The sequence below is a fragment of the Aestuarium sp. genome (genome assembly GCF_023253315.1).
Classification (GTDB): Bacteria; Pseudomonadota; Alphaproteobacteria; order Rhodobacterales; family Rhodobacteraceae; genus Marivivens; species Marivivens donghaensis.
In genome coordinates, this window is the sequence record NZ_JALRGW010000008.1 from 25,178 (window position 1) to 41,201 (window position 16,024).

General features: G+C 56.5%; 16 protein-coding genes and 1 pseudogene. 4 read left to right on the plus strand and 13 right to left on the minus strand.

Features of this window, described 5'->3' with window-relative positions; all coding sequences use genetic code 11:
- Positions 1-84 precede the first annotated feature (84 nt).
- The 4 genes and pseudogenes from AC1QQ2_RS06355 to AC1QQ2_RS06370 all read right to left on the minus strand — a co-directional run bounded on the left by AC1QQ2_RS06355 (position 85) and on the right by AC1QQ2_RS06370 (position 2,826).
- Positions 85-957, minus strand: coding sequence for a TIGR01459 family HAD-type hydrolase (locus AC1QQ2_RS06355; protein WP_479712505.1), 873 nt, complete (start codon positions 955-957; stop codon positions 85-87).
- 60 nt (positions 958-1,017) lie between these two features.
- Entirely contained in the window at positions 1,018-1,491 is a 474-nt protein-coding gene (locus tag AC1QQ2_RS06360) for a GNAT family N-acetyltransferase (protein WP_479712506.1), read from the minus strand.
- The gene (locus tag AC1QQ2_RS06365; RefSeq protein WP_479712507.1) at positions 1,478-1,849 is read right to left on the minus strand and encodes a hypothetical protein; all 372 of its coding nucleotides are present in this window, start codon (positions 1,847-1,849) and stop codon (positions 1,478-1,480) included. The genes AC1QQ2_RS06360 and AC1QQ2_RS06365 overlap by 14 nt, the downstream gene beginning before the upstream one ends.
- A 55-nt stretch (positions 1,850-1,904) precedes the next feature.
- Positions 1,905-2,826, minus strand: a pseudogene (locus AC1QQ2_RS06370) (manganese-dependent inorganic pyrophosphatase).
- A gap of 138 nt (positions 2,827-2,964) precedes the next feature.
- Between AC1QQ2_RS06370 and AC1QQ2_RS06375 the strand changes: the two are divergent.
- Entirely contained in the window at positions 2,965-3,627 is a 663-nt protein-coding gene (locus AC1QQ2_RS06375; RefSeq protein ID WP_479712508.1) for a DUF2161 domain-containing phosphodiesterase, read from the plus strand.
- Here AC1QQ2_RS06375 and AC1QQ2_RS06380 read toward each other — a convergent pair.
- Positions 3,608-4,600: a TraB/GumN family protein gene (locus tag AC1QQ2_RS06380; protein WP_479712509.1), complete on the minus strand. Its 993-nt coding sequence runs from the start codon at positions 4,598-4,600 to the stop codon at positions 3,608-3,610. The genes AC1QQ2_RS06375 and AC1QQ2_RS06380 overlap by 20 nt on opposite strands.
- A 174-nt stretch (positions 4,601-4,774) precedes the next feature.
- Here AC1QQ2_RS06380 and AC1QQ2_RS06385 point away from each other — a divergent pair, with 174 nt between their 5' ends.
- The 3 genes from AC1QQ2_RS06385 to AC1QQ2_RS06395 all read left to right on the plus strand — a co-directional run bounded on the left by AC1QQ2_RS06385 (position 4,775) and on the right by AC1QQ2_RS06395 (position 7,660).
- Complete coding sequence (locus AC1QQ2_RS06385; protein WP_067551458.1) at positions 4,775-5,062, plus strand: co-chaperone GroES; 288 nt, start codon at positions 4,775-4,777, stop codon at positions 5,060-5,062.
- A gap of 44 nt (positions 5,063-5,106) precedes the next feature.
- Positions 5,107-6,744, plus strand: coding sequence for a chaperonin GroEL (groL, locus tag AC1QQ2_RS06390; protein ID WP_105234446.1), 1,638 nt, complete (start codon positions 5,107-5,109; stop codon positions 6,742-6,744).
- A gap of 67 nt (positions 6,745-6,811) precedes the next feature.
- Complete coding sequence (locus AC1QQ2_RS06395; protein ID WP_479712510.1) at positions 6,812-7,660, plus strand: DMT family transporter; 849 nt, start codon at positions 6,812-6,814, stop codon at positions 7,658-7,660.
- 32 nt (positions 7,661-7,692) lie between these two features.
- Here AC1QQ2_RS06395 and AC1QQ2_RS06400 read toward each other — a convergent pair whose 3' ends face one another.
- The 8 genes from AC1QQ2_RS06400 to AC1QQ2_RS06435 all read right to left on the minus strand — a co-directional run bounded on the left by AC1QQ2_RS06400 (position 7,693) and on the right by AC1QQ2_RS06435 (position 15,941).
- Positions 7,693-9,162, minus strand: coding sequence for a mannitol dehydrogenase family protein (locus AC1QQ2_RS06400; protein WP_479712546.1), 1,470 nt, complete (start codon positions 9,160-9,162; stop codon positions 7,693-7,695).
- 2 nt (positions 9,163-9,164) lie between these two features.
- A complete protein-coding gene (locus AC1QQ2_RS06405) occupies positions 9,165-9,938 on the minus strand; it encodes an L-iditol 2-dehydrogenase (protein WP_438986826.1) in 774 nt (257 codons plus the stop codon).
- Positions 9,935-10,939, minus strand: a complete 1,005-nt coding sequence (locus AC1QQ2_RS06410) for an ABC transporter ATP-binding protein (protein WP_067551446.1) — start codon at positions 10,937-10,939, stop codon at positions 9,935-9,937. The genes AC1QQ2_RS06405 and AC1QQ2_RS06410 overlap by 4 nt, the downstream gene beginning before the upstream one ends.
- An 11-nt stretch (positions 10,940-10,950) precedes the next feature.
- Complete coding sequence (locus tag AC1QQ2_RS06415; RefSeq protein WP_479712511.1) at positions 10,951-11,781, minus strand: carbohydrate ABC transporter permease; 831 nt, start codon at positions 11,779-11,781, stop codon at positions 10,951-10,953.
- A gap of 13 nt (positions 11,782-11,794) precedes the next feature.
- Positions 11,795-12,661, minus strand: a complete 867-nt coding sequence (locus tag AC1QQ2_RS06420; RefSeq protein WP_479712512.1) for a carbohydrate ABC transporter permease — start codon at positions 12,659-12,661, stop codon at positions 11,795-11,797.
- A 115-nt stretch (positions 12,662-12,776) separates the two neighbouring features.
- Positions 12,777-14,081, minus strand: coding sequence for an ABC transporter substrate-binding protein (locus AC1QQ2_RS06425; RefSeq protein ID WP_105234450.1), 1,305 nt, complete (start codon positions 14,079-14,081; stop codon positions 12,777-12,779).
- A 244-nt stretch (positions 14,082-14,325) separates the two neighbouring features.
- On the minus strand, positions 14,326-15,285 hold the full coding sequence (locus AC1QQ2_RS06430; protein ID WP_479712513.1) for a sugar-binding transcriptional regulator: 960 nt from the start codon (positions 15,283-15,285) through the stop codon (positions 14,326-14,328).
- A complete protein-coding gene (locus AC1QQ2_RS06435) occupies positions 15,282-15,941 on the minus strand; it encodes an HAD family hydrolase (RefSeq protein WP_479712514.1) in 660 nt (219 codons plus the stop codon). The genes AC1QQ2_RS06430 and AC1QQ2_RS06435 overlap by 4 nt, the downstream gene beginning before the upstream one ends.
- Positions 15,942-16,024: the final 83 nt, after the last annotated feature.

Below are 16,024 nucleotides of genomic sequence, written 5' to 3' on the forward strand. Positions count from 1 at the left end.
CATTGCGTAACAAATGGTCCCTTTTGGGTTATCACTTGAAACTTTATTACTTTGCAGCCGCAGAAAAAACAACCCCCTATTGTGCTAGCGCAAAAAGCCTATGGCGTAAGTTGGAGATTGTTTTTCTTTTTGCAGGTAGGCGTTTAGCAATTCTGCGTCGGGTTGGACTTTGGTCGCAGTCTCTTCTGCTGCAAGGCCACCAGTGATGAAAAGGGAATCATACCCCTCGCCCTCTGCGCCCAAAATATCGGTCTTAATCCCATCGCCGATGCACAGGATGCGAGCCTCATCAGCGTTCACGTCCAGTTGCGCCAAACGTCGGCGGGCAAGGTCATAGATCGGCGGGTGAGGTTTACCGAAATAGAGGCTCTCACCGCCCATTTCAGTGTAGAGTTTCGCCAAAGCCCCCGCGCAATATTCACGGGTTTCGCCGCGGTCGATCACGATGTCAGGGTTCGCGCAGAGCATCTTCATCCCTTTTTCACGAGCAAAGAGGAACTCTGGGCGCATCACGTCAGGCTCTGCATGAGGGTCGAAGGGGCCGCAGTTTACGATGCCCTCGGCCTCTTCGAGGGGGACGCGGGTGATCTCTAGCGGGTTTTCGACGACCTTGATCGGTTCGAAAAAGCTGTCGTCATGTGCTTCGCCGATGAAATAGACCTTTTGGCCCACGGCACCTGTAAACAAGGCCACACGCGCGGCGTCGCCCGAGGTCGCGATGGCGTCAAAGCTGTCTTCGGGAATGCCAAAGCGGTTCATCTGCTTTGCGACCAGATCCCAAGCCCGCGGCGCGTTGGTCACGAAAATCACCTTGCCGCCTGTTTTGCGGTAGTCCTGCATTGCTTTGACTGCTGCGGGGAAAGATGTGAGGCCGTTGTGCATGCAGCCCCAGAGATCCACAAACAGGGCGTCATATTGGTCAGCGATTTCGGCGAAGTTTTCGATAATTTGGGTCATGGGCTGCTCTTCTATTCGGTTAAGGCCTGAGTATAGCCCGCCCGTGTAAAAGAAAAGCGTCTAGCCAAAGGCGGCGGGATACTTCAGGTCGAGTGATTTCGCTTTGGCGGGACCAGCGACCATTGTGTATTCGACGGGGTAGGGCGAGGTGAGCCCGTCAGGCGCGGGCGTAAAACCACAGCGCGAATAGAACGACGGGTCGCCGAGGACGACCAAGGTTTGTCCAGACAAACGCGCCCATTCTGCGATCATTCCGACCATGCGGCGGCCATAACCGTTGCGTTGAAGGTCGGGCTGGATGGCAACCGGCGCGAGGCAGAGCCAACCTTTGGGCGCGATCATCTGCGATAGAGCGAGGTAGCCAACGATCCCTTGTTCGGAGGGCAGCACCATTTCCCCTGCGATCGCGCGGGACTTGCGCAGCTTTTCAACCAGACGCGCCTCGTCAGGTTGGCCGAAAGCATCGGTCAGAAGGGCCGTAACGGCGGCCTCTTCACCACGTTGCATTTCACGGAGGAAACTAGGTGATATCATTGCGGGTCGTCCAAAACGCTAAAGCAAACGCGATTTCCGTAACTACTGCGAGCAAAATACCTGTCCCAACATTAGCGCTTATTAGTTCTATGATCCCAAGCCCCGCCATCAAAAGCAACTTTACGATGAAGCCTTTCATGACGTTAAGGCGAAGCGGGGTCGGCGGTAAGTTTCTTAGAACATAGGTCAGGATCGAGAAGCCAACCATCAATACGCCAGCGCGCCGCGCCATGACGAGTGCTGAGTCATCGGAAGGCAGTCCAAAAAGAGTGCAAAACAACGAGGGCGCAAAGACCAATCCAACGGCGAGTACGGCAAATAAGAGGCAGCCAGCAATCATTAAATTCTTAAATGTCATAAGTGACTCCAAACTCATTAAAGTAAAAAGGGCGCCGAAGCGCCCTTGGACTGGATCAGACCTTAAGGCTCGGAATGATCTGTTTTTTGCGGGACATAACGCCCGGAAGAACGACGGTATCGCCTTCGACGGTGCAATCGAACGATGCTTCAGCAATCTTTTTGACCAGATCGTTGGGAACGAGCAGCGTGGCTTCTTCGTTCAGGATGTCGATGACGAAGAGGAGAACCTGATCCGCGCCGTCTTCTTTGGCGACGTCAACCATCGATGCCATCAGGCTTGCTTTGCGGTCGAGGATGATCTTCGGTGCGGTGGTTTCCAGAACAGAGACGCGCAGCTCGGTGCCGTCGACATTGTATTCCTTGGAGTCCATGCGCAGCAGTTCAGCATCAGAGAAGGACGACACGTCCGAATTTGGCTTCGAACAGTTCAGAGGCATACGCGCTGATGTTGATGTTCAGCTCAGCCGCCAGTTTCTCGGCCAGTGCTTTGTCTACGTCTGTGGTGGTTGGGCTGCGGAATTCCAGCGTGTCAGACAGGATGCACGACAGCATCGCGCCTTTGATGTTGTCCGGCATTTTGTCTGCATCGTTGCCCATCAGGTCATACATGATGGTCGCGGTGCAGGCGAGCGGACGGATGGTGATATCGATCGGGCCTTTGGTTTCCAGACCGCCGACCAGTTTATGGTGGTCGATGATCGCGGTGATGTCCGCGTCATTGATCGCATCGGGTAGCTCGGCTGGGTTGTTGGTGTCAACGATGACGACCTTCTGGTCTACTTCGACGGTCGAGATGATCTCGGGTTTCGCAAAGCCCCATTTCTCGATCACAAAGGCGGCTTCGGTGTTGGGTTCGCCCAGCAGAACGGGCTTTGCGTCGATGCCTTTGACTTCGTTCAGATACCAAGCCCAAACGATGGGCGATCCAGTGGAGTCAGTGTCAGGAGATTTGTGGCCGAAAACAAGCGTGGTCATAGAGGTCTGCCTCATGTGCGATATCAATTCGCGGGCCTTATATGGTCGGGCAGCGCCGTTGTCACCACTTCGCGCCGCACTGCGACCAAAGGCCATGCCGCAATTGCGCAGTTGAGTTGCGCAAGGTAGGTCTGAGCCATGGCAAAGATTTCCGAAACTGATCTCTATGCGCCCGTGAAGGCGCTGCTGGAACGGCAGGGCTACGTCGTGAAGGCCGAGGTCGGTGCGGTCGATGTGGTGGGGCGTCGCGGGGACGAACCACCTGTCATCGTAGAGCTAAAGACTAGCTTTTCGCTCACGCTTTTGCAGCAGGCTGTCGCGCGTCTGGCCATTACGGACAATGTCTATGTTTGTGTGCCACGGCAAAGCGGGCGGGCGAGTTGGAAGGCGTTGCAGGCCAATGTGAAACTCTGTCGGCGGCTTGGGATTGGCGTCATTACGGTTCGCCTCTCGGACGGGTTTACGGAAACGCTTGCAGACCCTGGACCCTATGCCCCGCGCAAGTCACCGAACAAGGCGAAGGCTTTGCTGCGCGAATTTGATCGACTGAGGGGGGATCCAAATGTCGGTGGTGCCACACGGCAGGGGATCGTGACGGGCTACAGGCAGGATGCGATTGCATGTGCGGAATTCCTTTCCGTCGAAGGACCGACCAAAGGGGCGATGGTTGCCAAGGCGACTGGCGTCAAAACCGCGACCCGTCTGATGGCCGACAACCACTACGGTTGGTTCGAACGGGTGGCCGTCGGCATTTACGGATTAACCGAAGTCGGGCGGGCGGCTATTCGTCCAGCCGAGTGATCGTCCAGCCATTCTGAGCCATCAAATTCAACACGCCATTGTCGCCTGAAAGGTGCGCGGCACCGAACACCGCGACAACGGGACCTTCGGCTGCTGCGGTTTCAAGGTTGTCGATCCAGTTCATGTTCCGTCCGTCAAGGAGGCCTTCGGCGAAATCGTCGAACACCTTGTTCGCGTAGGGTAGATCGACGTTTGGAACGAGGGCGAGAGCGGCGCGCGATAGTTCCCACACGCGGGCAACGTCACCCGCGAAATAGGCATCGAACGTGGATGCAAAGAGCGCGCTTTCGATATCTGGCGGCAAGAGCGACATCTCGAGCATGTCGATCTGAGCGTCGATCGGATCGTCGTAAAGGATACGCAGCGAGTCGCGCCAGTCCTCTAGCGCGCGTGTTTCAACGCCTAGCGAAGCAGCGTCCTCCATCACCATCGCGTCCAATCCCGTCAGTCCCGCCTGAATGTCGGGCATAGCGCAGGGCGGTGTTCCGAGCGCAGCAACAAGGTACCACGGTTGGAATCGTGCAGTCATCGGTGAGGGTAGCCCACGGGCTCGGCCTGCCTCAGCAAGGAGTTCCCATGACGCGTCGTCGATCATGCCGATCAGCGTTTGACCTTCGGGCAGGAGGATCAACGATGGATCAGCGAGCAGCTCGCGCTGCATTTCTTGCAACTGTTCGGTCGTCTGTTCGACCAGCAAAACATCGGCGCCGTCTAGTGCCTCGCGGGCTTTTTCCCTGAGCGGCAAGAGGCGCGGGTCGTAGATGTGCAAGCTGCCAAAAAAGGTGATCTGATCGCCGTCCCGATCAGCCCGCCAAATCAGGCCTTTGCCGTTCAAGGTGGCGTCCGACGTGCGCTCTACCTCAGTCAAAACGTCTGCGGGGAAAAAGGCCTCAATAGATGCGCCCGAACAGAGTGCCAAAGATGCGGTAGGTAAAACTGAGGAAACGAAAAGAACGGTGAGGGTCGCGCGCATCATGGCTCCTGTTTGTCGTAATTTAACCTATGCCGTTCAGGCAGCGGAGGCGATACAAAAAATCCTCTACACCACTGTTGACACCCCTACGACAGGTTCCTAACTATGCGTCGTTAGCACTCGACGTGAGTGAGTGCTAACACAGGATTTAACGATAGCTGAGGAGCTACAAAAATGGCTTTTAAACCGCTGCATGACCGCGTTCTGGTCCGCCGTGTCGAGAGCGACGAAAAAACCAAGGGTGGTCTGATCATCCCTGATAGCGCCAAAGAAAAACCGGCTGAAGGCGAAGTAGTTGCTTGCGGCGAAGGTGCACGTAAGGACTCCGGCGAACTGATCGCAATGGCTGTTAAAGCTGGCGACCGCGTTCTGTTCGGCAAATGGTCTGGCACTGAAGTCACCGTAGACGGCGAAGAGCTGCTCATCATGAAAGAAGGCGACATTCTCGGCATCATCGCCTGAGATCGTACCTTTCCCTGAAACTATTTTAGACGAGGACTACAGCAATGGCTGCTAAAGACGTCAAATTCGGCACCGACGCCCGTAACCGTATGCTCAAGGGTGTGAACATCCTGGCTGACGCGGTAAAAGTTACCCTTGGCCCGAAAGGCCGCAACGTTGTGCTCGAAAAATCTTTCGGCGCACCGCGCATCACCAAAGACGGTGTTTCTGTCGCTAAAGAGATCGAACTGGAAGATAAGTTCGAGAACATGGGCGCGCAGATGGTTAAAGAAGTCGCTTCGCGCACCAACGACGAAGCTGGCGACGGTACCACCACCGCAACCGTACTTGCACAAGCAATCGTGAAAGAAGGCCTCAAGCAGGTTGCCGCTGGCCTGAACCCGATGGACCTGAAGCGCGGCATCGACATGGCAACTGCCACTGTTGTTGAGCAGATCAAGTCGATGGCTCGTGAAGTTGCAGACTCTGACGAAGTTGCTCAGGTCGGCACCATCTCCGCTAACGGCGAAGCATCGATCGGTCGTCAGATCGCAGACGCGATGCAGAAAGTTGGCAACGACGGCGTAATCACCGTTGAAGAAAACAAAGGTATGGAAACCGAAGTAGAAGTCGTCGAAGGCATGCAGTTCGATCGTGGCTACCTCTCCCCGTACTTCGTAACCAACCCGGACAAAATGGTCGCTGAACTGGAAGACGCTGTCATCCTGCTTCACGAGAAAAAACTGTCGTCGCTCCAGCCGATGGTTCCGCTGCTCGAGTCGGTTATCCAATCCCAGAAACCGCTCATCATCATCGCTGAAGATGTTGAAGGCGAAGCACTGGCAACTCTCGTAGTTAACAAACTGCGCGGTGGTCTGAAAATCGCAGCTGTCAAAGCACCGGGCTTCGGCGACCGTCGCAAGGCAATGCTGCAGGATATCGCTATCCTGACCGGTGGCCAGGTGATCTCCGAAGACCTCGGCATGAAACTCGAGAACGTCACTATGGACATGCTCGGTTCGGCTAAGAAAGTTTCGATCTCCAAAGACAACACCGTTATCGTTGACGGCGCTGGCAACAAAGCAGAGATCGAAGCACGCGTCGCACAGATCCGTACCCAGATCGAAGAAACCTCTTCGGACTACGACCGTGAAAAACTGCAAGAGCGCGTTGCCAAACTGGCTGGCGGTGTTGCTGTTATCCGCGTCGGCGGCATGACTGAAGTAGAAGTGAAAGAGCGTAAAGACCGCGTTGATGACGCACTGAACGCTACTCGCGCTGCTGTTCAGGAAGGCATCGTTGTCGGCGGTGGTGTTGCTCTGGTTCAGGCTGCAAAAGTTCTGGCTGGTCTTGAAGGTCAGAACGCTGATCAAAACGCTGGTATCGCAATCGTTCGCCGCGCTCTCGAAGCTCCGCTTCGTCAGATCGCAGAGAACGCAGGCGTTGACGGTGCAGTTGTTGCTGGCAAAGTTCGTGAATCCGACGACAAAAACTTTGGCTTCAACGCTCAGACCGAAGAATATGGCGACATGTTCAAATTCGGCGTGATCGACCCGGCAAAAGTTACCCGTACCGCTCTCGAAGATGCGGCATCGGTAGCTGGTCTCTTGATCACCACCGAAGCAATGGTTGCTGACAAGCCTGCCAAAGACGGCGGCGCACCTGCAATGCCCGACATGGGCGGCATGGGCGGCATGATGTAATCATCGCCGAAGGCATGATAAGGAAACGGGGTCGCAATCGCGGCCCCGTTTTCGTTTGGAGGCATGGATGATCTACCTCGTAGCACTTGGCGCGTTGTTCGCACTGGCTGCCAATTCGGTTTTGATCCGTTTGGCCGTGGTGGATTACGGGGCCGATCCTGCGGCCTTCGCCGTCGTGCGCGTGGCGACAGGGGCGGTCGTTCTGATGACGATAGCCCTCTTGCAAAAGAGAGGGGCGTGGCCGACAAAAGCGCGGTCGTTTGCAGGGGCTATGTGCCTCGCCGGCTATATCATCGGGTTTTCGCTCGCCTATCGCACGCTCGACGCTGGATTTGGCGCCTTGCTGCTGTTCGGCTGGGTGCAGATCACGATATTCGCTACGGTGGTTGCACGCGGCGACCGTCCATCTGTGTTTCAATGGATCGGCGCGATAGTGGCTTTCCTCGGGTTGGTCTGGCTGTTGAAACCTTCATCAGACCTCGGAGTCTTGCCCGTCATTGATCTGATGCTGATGTCTTTCGCTGGGATGAGCTGGGGGTTCTACACGCTGCTCGGCCGTGGGGCGGGGGATCCTGTTCGCGTGAACGCGATGAGCTTTGCCCTGTGCCTGCTATTCGTGCTGCCGTTGATGATGGTCGGCAATGGGGCGCTCAGTGGGCCTGCGTTGATGCTCGCCATGGTGTCGGGCGGGATCACCTCGGGCCTTGGCTATGCGCTCTGGTATCGGATTGTGGCGGTCATTGACCCTGCGCTGGCAGGGGTAGGGCAGCTGATGGTGCCCGTCTTGGCCAGCCTCGGTGGACTGGTCTGGATCAACGAGCCTATCACGGTTCAGTGGCTTATCGGCGCTGCACTGGTGCTCGGCGGGATTGGGTTATCAATTGCGCCGCAGATCATAGCAAAACGGCGCCTCTGAACAGAAGCGCCGTTTCAGGATGTCTAACAGGCTTAGCCTTTGATGTAGGCGGTCAAGGTCACTTTGACACCGTTATCGTTGAGGCTGTTCAGGGCCTTTCCAAAGGCGGCCACGAATACCTCGTTCTGGGCTAGATCACCAAATACCGCGGTGTTTTCGAGGAACGCGGCGGGACGAGCCTTGGCCTCATCCGCGAGGGATTTGAGAACCACATGGTTGTCGTCATTCGGCGCGATCTCATTGCCAGCTTCATCCACGCGGGCGCAATAACGGCACCAGAGCGCGACTTCCAATGCGAGGCCAGACACATCCGCACCAGCCGCCAGCGCGTCACGCAGGGTCGGGAGGATGAACTTCGGCTGACGGTTGGACCCATCTAGGCACAGGCGCGGGATCGTGTCGCCGACTTCTGGGTTCGAGAAGCGCTCGATGATCTTTTCGCGATAGGCCTGATAATCAACGCCCTCAATCGGGGTCAGCGTCGGGATGATTTCACGCTGTTCCAATGCGTCGAGCCATTCTGAGATCAACGGATCAGCCATCGCATCATGAACAAAGTGATGCCCGATCAGAGCCGACGGATAGGCAATCGCTGCGTGGCCGCCGTTCAGGATGCGGAGCTTCATCAACTCGTATTTTGCAACGTCCTCAACGAATTCCGCGCCAACCTTTTCAAGCGCTGGGCGACCTTGGGGGAAGTTATCCTCTAGGACCCATTGACGGAAAGGTTCACAGGCAACAGGCACCGCATCAGTGATGCCGAATTTATCGGCAACCATCGCGCGTTCGCGGTCAGAGGTCGCAGGTGTGATGCAATCGACCATAGAGTTCGGGAAGGCAACGTTTGCACTGATCCAATCCGCAAAGTCAGGGTCAGACAGACGAGCCAGGCCAATGACCGTGCGTTTCGCAACGTGACCGTTTTCAGGCAGGTTATCGCAGGACATAAACGTGAAAGGCGCAAGACCCGCGTCGCGACGAATGCGGAGCGCTTTGATCACCATGCCGAACACGGTTTTCGGAGCGTCGGGATTTGCAGCATCTGCGACAATGTCGGGGTGTTTTGTGTCAAAACCATCGGTCAGGGCGTCAACGTAGTAGCCGCCTTCGGTGATGGTGGTCGATACGATCTTGATCGCGGGATCAGCCATTTTCGCGATGGTGATCTCGGGGTCGACCTCAACGAAGTCGATCATAGAGCCAACGACCTGAGCGGTCAGGCCCGACGGGTCCAGTTCGACAACCGTTGTCAGCCAGTCTTGATTCGCAAGACGGCCGCGCATGGTTGCGTCGCCTGCGCGGACGCCAGCGCCACACAGCGCCCAGTCATGGCTTTCACCTAGTGCAAACAGGCGGTCGAGATACACCGCCATGTGCGCGCGGTGGAAGTTGCCGATTCCCACGTGGAGGATGCCCGCCGTCAACGCGGATCGGTCGTAAGAAGGGGTGCCGATGGTATCAGGGAGCTGAGCCAGAGCGGAGGTGTTGAGTTCGATTGCCATGGTCATGCCATCCAGTTTCCGCCGTCCACACCGAAACATTGTGCGACGACATAGTCGGCCTCGTTTGAGGCAAGAAAGAGTGCCATTCCGGTCAGGTCTTCAGCCTTGCCCATGCGGCCAAAGGGGACGCCTGCGCTGACTTCGCGTTTTTTCTGACCGAGGGGTTTGTTTTCATATTTGGCAAAGAAGGCATCGACGCCGTCCCAATGTTCGCCATCCACCACACCGGGTGCGATTGCGTTCACATTGATGCCGTGTTGGATCAGGTTCAGGCCCGCAGATTGGGTAAAGCTGATGACGGCGGCCTTGGTCGCACAGTAGACGCCAACGAGGGCCTCCCCACGACGGCCAGCTTGGGACGCCATATTGATGATCTTGCCGCCTTTGCCGTTGGCAATCATGACCTTCGCGACGGCTTGGGTCATGAACATGGTGCCAAAGACGTTGATCGAGAACAGCTTTTGATAGTCCGCCTCGGTGATCTCAATGATCGGTGCGGCCGAGAATAGCGCGGCGTTATTCACAAGGATGTCGATCCCGCCGAGTTCCGTTTCGACCGTGTTCACGGCGTTATCAATGCTAGCTTTATCCGCCACATCACAGGCAACGGCGATTGCGCCATTGCCGATGGTTTGTGCGGCCTTCAATGCGGCCGAGGCGTTGATGTCGACAATCGCAACACGCGCGCCTTCGGCAGCATAGGCCTTTGCAAATTCAAAACCGATCCCGCGGGCCGCACCCGTGATCAGAACCGATTTACCCGAAAACCGTGTCATGCAATCCGCAGCCCTTTTTCGTCAAAGCGATGGATTTTGTCGGCTTCGGGGGTGAGGTAGACAGTATCACCGTGGCGAACGGGGAATTCGCCGCCAACGCGCACGGTCATGGATTCCGCGAGGCCGGTGTCATGAACGTGCAGGAACGTGTCGGAGCCGAGGTGTTCAGAGACGCTGACTGTACCTTTCCATAGACCTTCGGTCGCGGATGCGGTCAGGTGCTCAGGGCGGATGCCGATGGTGTGCGCACCGTGCTGTGCAGCGGTTTCACCTTCGATAAAGTTCATCTTGGGCGAGCCGATGAAACCAGCGACGAATTTGTTGCGCGGGGTGTGGTACAGTTCGAGAGGCGAGCCAACCTGTTCGATCACACCAGCCTGCAGAACCACGATTTTGTCTGCCATGGTCATCGCTTCGACCTGATCGTGGGTCACGTAGACCATGGTCGTTTTCAGGCGCTCGTGGAGTTCTGAGATCTCAAGGCGCATCCCAACGCGAAGCGCTGCGTCCAAGTTCGACAGCGGTTCGTCAAAGAGGAACGCGCTTGGTTCGCGCACAATCGCGCGGCCAATTGCAACACGCTGGCGCTGACCGCCAGAGAGCTGACCCGGACGGCGATCAATGTAGCTATCGAGGTTCAGAACCTTTGCAGCGTTATCCACGCGGCGGTCGATTTCGGCCTGATCCATCTTTGCCATCTTGAGCGGGAAGGCGATGTTCTTGCGCACCGACATATGCGGGTAGAGTGCGTAGGACTGGAACACCATAGCAAGACCGCGCTTTGCGGGCGGCAGGTCGGTGGCGTCTTTGCTGTCGATGCGGATTTGGCCGCCCGACACGTCCTCAAGCCCAGCGATCAGGCGCAGAAGGGTGGATTTGCCGCAACCCGATGGGCCAACGAATACAACGAACTCTCCGTCTTCGATGGTCAAGTCCAGCGGCGGGATAACTTCGACATCGCCGAAACGTTTGGTGACTTTATCTAGCGTAATGCGTCCCATTATTCTTTTCCTTATTTCACGGCGCCGAAGGTCAGACCGCGGACAAGTTGTTTTTGGCTGAACCAGCCCATGATCAGGATCGGTGCGATCGCCATGGTCGAAGCAGCAGAGAGTTTTGCGTAAAAGAGGCCTTCGGGGCTGGAGTAGCTCGCGATGAATGCGGTCAACGGGGCGGCTTTGGCGGCCGTCAGGTTGAGCGTCCAGAACGCTTCGTTCCAAGCCAGAATGACGTTCAAGAGGATCGTCGAAGCGATGCCAGGGACGGCCATCGGCGTGAGGATGTAGAGAATTTCCTCGCGCAGTGTAGCGCCATCCATGCGGGCTGCCTCAAGGATCTCACCCGGGATTTCCTTGAAGTAGGTGTAGAGCATCCAGACGATGATCGGCAGGTTGATCAGCATCAAGACAACGACCAGACCCCAACGGTTGTCCAATAGGCCCAATTTGATGAACAGCAGGTAGATCGGGTAGAGAACCCCAACCGCTGGCAACATCTTGGTCGAAAGCATCCACATCAGGATGTCTTTGGTCCGTTTGGATGGAACGAATGCCATCGACCATGCTGCAGGAACCGCGACGACGATGCCCAAGAGGGTCGAGCCAACCGCGATGATCACAGAGTTTGTCAAGAACCGCAGGTAATCAGAGCGTTCCTGAACGATCGCGTAGTTTTCCAGCGTCCAGTCAAAGAACAAGAAGATTGGTGGGTCAGAGATGGCCTGACCTTCGGTTTTAAAGCTGGTCAGAATGGTCCACAGGATCGGGAAAAAGATCAGAAGACCGATAGCCCAAGCGAGGGCCGTATTGAGCGCCTTTTGGCGTGTGGTGACGGTGCGTGCCATGTGTGCTCCTCCCTCAGTTATCCAAGTTTTTGCCGACGATGCGCATCAGGAAGATGGCGATGATGTTTGCGAGGATGATCGCGTAGACGCCGCCCGCAGAGCCCAGACCGATGTTCTGGCTTTCCAGAACTCGCTGGAAGATGAGGTAGCTGAGTGTCTTGGTGCCAAATGCGCCGCCGGTGGTGACGAAAATCTCTGCGAAAACCGCCAGAAGGAAGATCGTCTGGATCAGGATCACGACGGTGATCGCGCGGCTTAGGTGCGGCAGAATGATGTACCAGAACCGTTTCAGAGCAGGTGCGCCGTCCATTTCAGACGCTTCGAGTTGTTCGCCGTCCAGCGATTGGATCGCGGTCAGCAGAATGAGGGTCGCAAACGGCAGCCATTGCCAGCTTACGATGATGATGATCGAGGGTAGGGAGGCCTGCGACATCCATTCAACGGGTTGCGCACCAAAGGCGCGCCACAGGTGGGCGAACAGGCCGTTGGTCGGGTCCATGAACATGTTCTTCCAGACCAGCGCGGACACGGTCGGCATGACAAAGAAGGGTGCAATCACGAGGATGCGGACGATGCCTTGACCCCACATTGGGCGGTCCAGCAAGAGCGCCAGCAGAACACCGAACAGGACTGTGATCAACAGCACGCCACCAACGATGATTAGGGTGGTGAGGATGCTCGGCCAGAAAGAACTGCTTGTGACAAAGCGCGTGTAGTTTTCAAATCCAGCCCATCCAAGGTCGCCGCCACGCAGGGGCAGGTAGTTCTTGAACGAAAAATAGAGCGTCATCGTGAGCGGGACGAGCATCCAACCCAGCAATAGAATGACCGCGGGGGCCATCATAATGCGAGCTGCAGCGCGTGAATGTTGGGTCGCCATGAATGCACTTCCTCTGTTGGTAGCTGTGCCGCTACCTTAAAGATCTTTGCGTAATTCGTAGATTGAAATGAGCGGTGGGCAGCGCGAGGGCCACCCACCGTCATTGGAGGAAAGCTTAGCGGTAGCCAGCTGCTTCCATTGCGTCGTTGGTCAGGGCTTGTGCCTTGGCCAGAGCTTCTTCAACGGTCTGTTGACCAGCGTAAGCTGCCGAGAACTCTTGGCTTACGTCAGTTGCGATACCTGCGAATTCCGGGATCGCTGCGAACTGAACACCAACGTAGGGTGCTTCGTTTACAGTTGCGTTCAGCGGGTCAGCCGAAAGGATCGAGTCCAGGGTCATCTGTGCGAAAGGAACGTCTTTGTAGTTCGGGTTTTCGTACAGCGATACGCGTGCGCCCGGAGGAACGTTTGCCCAGCCTTCGTTTGCAGCTACGAGCTCGATGTAGGAGGTCGAAGTTGCCCACTCGATGAACTGTTTCGCGGCGTCGGTTTTCTGCGAACCTGCAGGGATCGCGAGAGCCCATGCCCAGAGCCAGTTCGAACGTTTGCCCAGACCGTTATCCGGTGCCAGTGCGAAGCCAACCGAGTCAGCTACGGTCGAGTCGTTCGGGTTGGTGACGAAGGATGCCGCAACAGTTGCGTCGATCCACATGCCGCACTTGCCTTGCTGGAACAGCGAGAGGTTTTCGTTGAAGCCGTTGGTGGCGTAGCCAGCCGGACCGGATTCATCCATCATGCCTTTAAAGAAGTTGAGGGTGTTTGCCCATGCTTCGCCGTCAAAGGTTGCGTTCCAGTCCATGTCGAACCACTGAGCGCCGAACGAGTTGCCCATCGCAGTGATGAACGCGCCGCCTTCACCCCAGCCTGCTTTACCGCGCAGACAAATACCGTTGATGTCAGCATCACGGTCGGTCATTGCTGCGGCTGCTTCGCGGATGAACGACCAAGTCGGAGCGGTCGGCATTTCGAGGCCAGCTTTTTCCATCAGGTCGGTGCGATACATGATCATCGACGATTCACCGTAGAACGGTGCAGCGTAGAGGGTGCCGTCGTAGCTCAGACCGCCAGCCATAGCTGGCAGGATGTCAGCGGCGTTGTACTCTTCGGACAGATCGTCGAGCGGGACCAGCCAGCCGTTCGCACCCCAGATCGGGGTTTCGTACATGCCGATGGTCATGATGTCGAATGCGCCGCCATTGGTCGAGATGTCGGTGGTTACGCGCTGGCGAAGAACGTTTTCTTCGAGGGTTACCCACTCAACGGTGTGACCGGTTTTCGCGGTGAAGTCGTCGGTCAGACCCTGCATACGGATCATGTCGCCGTTGTTCACGGTTGCGATGGTCAGCGTTTCAGCATGCGCTAGGGCAGCAGCCGAACACAGAGCGGTTGCGCCCAAAAGGGCACGCACAGTGTATTTCATGATTTCCTCCCAATGCCCAGGTTTGGGCAAATGCTACGTTAGTGGGCAAATGTTCACAAAGGGCTTCAAAATTGTCAATCCCAATTACCCGCCGCAATGCAGTAAACGGTTAAATGACCATAAAAATAAGGGCTTGCAGTAGGATTTCTGTGCGAAATCGCACTCAAATTCTGACAGCGCTATCAGTATTGTTGCAGCGCAGCGAAACGGTTGAGAGGCTACGGGTAAGGTGTCGCAGGAGTAACTAGTTGCCGAGAATCGACTCTGCGGTCGCTTCGTTCGTGATCAATCCGTTGATGAGATGCCCTTTGAGCGCGGCTTTGATGGCACGAACTTTGGATGGACCAACAGCGATGGCCGTGATCCGACGGTCTGCCGCCACGGCGAGTGGCGCGGAGGCAACGCGACGGTTAAACGCGCAGTCGATCACTTGGCCCGTGTCGTCGTAAATCCACGAGGTGATTTCGCCCGCAGCACCAGCCGATTGCAGTTCTTCGATTTCGTGACGTGGAATGAAGCCGTCAACAAACAGCGGTGCGGTCATATCCATTTGACCGATCCCGACTAGGGTAAGGTCGGCACGTTCACACAGGCTCAGCGTGTTGCGGACGGCTTCCTGTCCGTGGAGCGTTTGGAGTTCGTCGGGCGAGTTCGCCAAAACTGGAAGCGGGTAGGGGTATTGGATCGCGCCAATGCGCTCTGCCAGATGAATGGTTGCGTTGTAGGGCGTTGCGGACCCGTCGCTCATCATGTTGCCGAGGCGCGACACGACACGGTGTTGCGGGCAATTCATGCGTGGAAGCTGTTCAACTGTCGTTTTCAACGCGCGTCCCGTGCCGAGAGCGATGATTTGTTCATCCTCGGTTTTGAGCGTGCGTTCCAATTCAGCCGCAGCCGCAATTGCAGCGCCCGTCGTCAGGTTCGGGGCCTCGGGGTCGGAGGGGACAATTTCGCAAAAGCCTAGACCAAATTTATCCTTCACCGCCTTGGAGAGGTCCATGCAGCGTGCAATCGGGTGATCGAGGCGAACCTTTACCAGTTTTTCACTGACAGCCATCGCGACGAGGCGTTGAGCGGACTGTCTAGATACCCCGAGCTTGCGTGCGATTTCGTCCTGAGTGTTGCCCGCAACGTAGTAAAGCCACCCTGCGCGGGCGGCGTCATCCAAACGTGTGGTTTCAGGTGTGAATCGACCGACTGTCACGGGGCCTCCTTGATCGTCTTTAAGACCTGCGTGAAATCTGCCCAGTTGTCAAAGGCTTGAACGCCGTCGGGCATTTCGACCCCTAAACCACGCAGATGGCTGGCCCCTGTGTAAGCCAGATGAGGCATGCCTGCGGCCTGTGCTGCGGTGAGGCCAGGGATGCTATCTTCGATCACCAAAGTTCGGGAGGGATCGACGCCCATCTCTTTGGCGGCAAATAGAAAAAGGTCGGGCGCGGGTTTGCCGTTTTTGACTTGGGATGCGGTGAAAACATGTGGCCCAAAGAACCGCGCGAGGCCCGTCAATTCGAGCGACCGCGCCACGCGTGGCGGGCTCGATGAGGTTGCAACGCAGATCGGTCGGTCGAGCGTTGCAAGCAGGGTTTCGATTCCCTGTGTGGCCTCTAGCTGAGTTTCAAAACGGTGCAGAAGGCTAGTCCGATACCGTTGTTCAAAGTCGTCAGGCAGGGGTGTTTCGAACTGTTCACGGAGGCTTTTCGCGACGGTTGGAAAACTGCGACCGAGGCAATATTTCCGAACATAGTGCCGATCAATCGCGATCCCGATCAGCGCAAGTTCTGAGATCAGCGTATCAGCGCTGATGATCTCGCTGTCGATCAAAACGCCATCACAGTCAAAAATAATCAGGTCGATCATAGGGCCTCCACGTGCCGCACCGTTAGCACGGGCGAATTGCCGTTGCACCTGTTATGCGCGTCGTTACTGTGAACCCTGTTGGT

Coding starts and splice junctions, on each gene's coding strand:
- AC1QQ2_RS06385 (WP_067551458.1), top strand. CDS start 4,775: ATGGCTTTTAAACCGCTGCATGACCGCGTTCTGGTCCGCCGTGTCGAG.
- AC1QQ2_RS06415 (WP_479712511.1), bottom strand. CDS start 11,781: ATGGCACGCACCGTCACCACACGCCAAAAGGCGCTCAATACGGCCCTC.
- AC1QQ2_RS06360 (WP_479712506.1), bottom strand. CDS start 1,491: ATGATATCACCTAGTTTCCTCCGTGAAATGCAACGTGGTGAAGAGGCC.
- AC1QQ2_RS06375 (WP_479712508.1), top strand. CDS start 2,965: ATGGCAAAGATTTCCGAAACTGATCTCTATGCGCCCGTGAAGGCGCTG.
- AC1QQ2_RS06420 (WP_479712512.1), bottom strand. CDS start 12,661: ATGGCGACCCAACATTCACGCGCTGCAGCTCGCATTATGATGGCCCCC.
- AC1QQ2_RS06355 (WP_479712505.1), bottom strand. CDS start 957: ATGACCCAAATTATCGAAAACTTCGCCGAAATCGCTGACCAATATGAC.
- AC1QQ2_RS06435 (WP_479712514.1), bottom strand. CDS start 15,941: ATGATCGACCTGATTATTTTTGACTGTGATGGCGTTTTGATCGACAGC.
- AC1QQ2_RS06410 (WP_067551446.1), bottom strand. CDS start 10,939: ATGGGACGCATTACGCTAGATAAAGTCACCAAACGTTTCGGCGATGTC.
- AC1QQ2_RS06425 (WP_105234450.1), bottom strand. CDS start 14,081: ATGAAATACACTGTGCGTGCCCTTTTGGGCGCAACCGCTCTGTGTTCG.
- AC1QQ2_RS06380 (WP_479712509.1), bottom strand. CDS start 4,600: ATGCGCGCGACCCTCACCGTTCTTTTCGTTTCCTCAGTTTTACCTACC.
- groL (WP_105234446.1), top strand. CDS start 5,107: ATGGCTGCTAAAGACGTCAAATTCGGCACCGACGCCCGTAACCGTATG.
- AC1QQ2_RS06400 (WP_479712546.1), bottom strand. CDS start 9,162: ATGGCAATCGAACTCAACACCTCCGCTCTGGCTCAGCTCCCTGATACC.
- AC1QQ2_RS06405 (WP_438986826.1), bottom strand. CDS start 9,938: ATGACACGGTTTTCGGGTAAATCGGTTCTGATCACGGGTGCGGCCCGC.
- AC1QQ2_RS06395 (WP_479712510.1), top strand. CDS start 6,812: ATGATCTACCTCGTAGCACTTGGCGCGTTGTTCGCACTGGCTGCCAAT.
- AC1QQ2_RS06365 (WP_479712507.1), bottom strand. CDS start 1,849: ATGACATTTAAGAATTTAATGATTGCTGGCTGCCTCTTATTTGCCGTA.